Genomic DNA, 2,531 nt, shown 5'->3' on the forward strand with positions numbered 1-2,531 from the left:
CATCCAGCCAGGCAGGTGCCACCCCACTGAAGGCGCCGACTACCACTGCAATAAAAGTAGAAATAAAGTTCCTGCTGAATTAGAAAGTTGGGTAAAAGAACACATATATCATAATGATAGATTGAACGCTAAAGTAGAAAGTTTACGGGAAGTTTTTGAAAATGAGGAACAATCTATTATTCATGGAGATTTACACACGGGTTCATTTATGGTAAATAATGATCAAGTAAAAGTAATCGACCCAGAATTCGCCTGTTGGGGACCAATAGGGTTTGATCTTGGATGTCTTTTGGCAAATTTAATAATTGATTATTTATTTCATTTGACAAATAATGAAGAATACTGTTTGTTTATTATTAAAATAATTTACAATATATTATCAACCTTCGAAAAAGATTTATCAGAAAAAATACCAAAAAATTATAAAACTATAATGATTGATAGTGCTGCATATGCCGGAACTGAAATTATACGAAGAACTATTGGCATTGCATTAGCAAAAGAGGTGTCAATTATGGATGAAAAAGGTAATAACATTGCATTTAGAAAGAATTTACTCATTATAGGTATTGACCTTATAACAAACAGTGAAAAATATGGAAGTTGCGAGAATTTTATTAAGCGAATTAAAAAATTACATGTAAATTGATTTGTTAAGAATATATTGTTCAAAAAGCGAGCCGGTGAAAAAATCTCTGTAAAATAAACATCATCAAGGTCTTCTATGATAAAATATTAAAATCATAGGAGGCCTTTTATTATGGCAAGACAAAAGAAACCTGTACATCGAGTATAAATGACAGAGGGAAAACGAAATATTATCCATCAGCTCCTTGAAGAGTATGATATCCAATCTGCTGAAGATATTCAGGACGCACTCAAAGATCTCTTGGGCGGTACCATTAAGGAAAGATGGAAGCAGAAATGGATGATCATCTCGGCTATGAAAAATCAGAGCACTCAGATAATGATGATTATCGCAATGGTTATAAACGTAAACAGGTCAACAGCCGGTACGGCTCTATGGAAATCGAAATGCCGCAGGATCGCAAATCAACATTCGAGCCACAGGTAGTAAAGAAACGTCAGAAAGACATTTCCGATATCGACCAGAAGATCATTTCCATGTATGCCAAGGGAATGACTATCCGGCAGATTTCAGAAACTATCGAGGATATATATGGATTTGAGACTTTGGAAAGCTTTATTTCTGATGCGACCGATAAGATCCTGCTACAGATTGAAGACTGGCAGAACCGACCGCTGGACGTAGTATATCCCATTCTCTACATCGATGCGATCCTCTACTCTGTAAGGGACAACGGCGTGATCCGAAAGCTTGCAGCTTACGTAATTCTGGGAATTAACACAGAAGGAAAGAAGGAAGTTCTGACTATTAGTGTGGGTGATAATGAAAGTGCAAAATACCGGCTTTCTGTTATGAACGAGCTGAAAAACCGGGGCGAAAAAGATGTACTGGTCATCCGCGCAGATGGCTTAACCGGCATCAAAAAAACTATTGCTGCAGTTTTCCCTAAAATCGAATATCAGTGCTGTATCGTGCACCAGGTAAGAAACACCTTAAAATATGTCCCTGATAAGGACAGGAAAACATTTGACACGGACCTGAAGACCATTTATCAGGCGTCTGACGAAAAAAGCCCTGGCAGCCTTAGACCGTGTAACAGAAAAAGGCTCTCCTAATGACATTTATTTATCATAGAAGAACCTTCTAAACATTATTTCACAAAAAATTTTCATACTCTAAGGTGTCTTTCTTTTATGAAAAATCACGAACTTGCTCATTTATAGTTTCTTATATTTTTACTCAAACACATCCATATGTTGAGTAGTACAACACTTATAACTATAACTATAGCTGAAATATATGGCAACCATACAACCTCAAATAATTTACTGATAATCATTAATCCTACAGACATTGAACATACCAAATAGCATATGCCCACTCCTTTGAAAAGCACTTTCTTGTTATAGCTATTCTGTTCTTTTTCTGAGAGTGCATTGTATATCGGTATAAAACATCCGCCTCTTCCATTAAATAATAAACAACCTATAAGTAGAAAAAAAGCCATTATAAGTAGCTCAACTATAACATCTTTCATCATAATCACCTCACACTTTGTAAGAAATAAAAGTTTACAATTCAAAACAATACTTTTCTAATAGCACTTTTCTTAACTTCTTCCTCCAAGAACAAATAAAGCTTTCAATTTTATCCAGTATAAAACTCATTTTTATTTCAATATACCATCTTTTTATCGATAATTCAAACATTTTTGTAAATATTAAATTTGTCAAATTGGAAACTCATACTTCATATATAACATCAAAATATTGCCTCTCTTGACTATTATGTGAAACTACAACAATAATTTTATCTTTTTGTTTTTTTAAATACTGATAATATTCATCTCGAGACTCTTGATCCAAATGTGCTGTTGGTTCATCAAAAAAATATACATCCGCATCTTTTAATATGGTCTTTACCAATTCCACTTTTTGTTTTT

General features: G+C 34.1%; 3 protein-coding genes and 1 pseudogene. 2 read left to right on the plus strand and 2 right to left on the minus strand.

The annotated features are described in order from the left end of the window. Together H8Z82_RS16795 and H8Z82_RS16800 are read left to right on the plus strand one after the other, a co-directional pair. On the plus strand, positions 1-649 hold a 649-nt coding region (locus tag H8Z82_RS16795; RefSeq protein ID WP_186995756.1), incomplete at its 5' end, for a phosphotransferase. A gap of 147 nt (positions 650-796) precedes the next feature. Then, positions 797-1,702: pseudogene (locus H8Z82_RS16800) on the plus strand (IS256 family transposase); the annotation flags it as partial. A 100-nt stretch (positions 1,703-1,802) separates the two neighbouring features. On the opposite strand, the gene H8Z82_RS16805 reads toward H8Z82_RS16800, so the two are convergent. Both H8Z82_RS16805 and H8Z82_RS16810 read right to left on the minus strand, forming a co-directional pair. Next, the gene (locus tag H8Z82_RS16805; protein WP_117801573.1) at positions 1,803-2,129 is read right to left on the minus strand and encodes a DUF3784 domain-containing protein; all 327 of its coding nucleotides are present in this window, start codon (positions 2,127-2,129) and stop codon (positions 1,803-1,805) included. A gap of 202 nt (positions 2,130-2,331) precedes the next feature. After that, on the minus strand, positions 2,332-2,531 hold a 200-nt coding region (locus tag H8Z82_RS16810), incomplete at its 5' end, for an ATP-binding cassette domain-containing protein (RefSeq protein WP_243176519.1).

It is taken from the genome of Blautia difficilis, from assembly GCF_014297245.1.
GTDB lineage: Bacteria > Bacillota > Clostridia > Lachnospirales > Lachnospiraceae > Blautia_A > Blautia_A difficilis.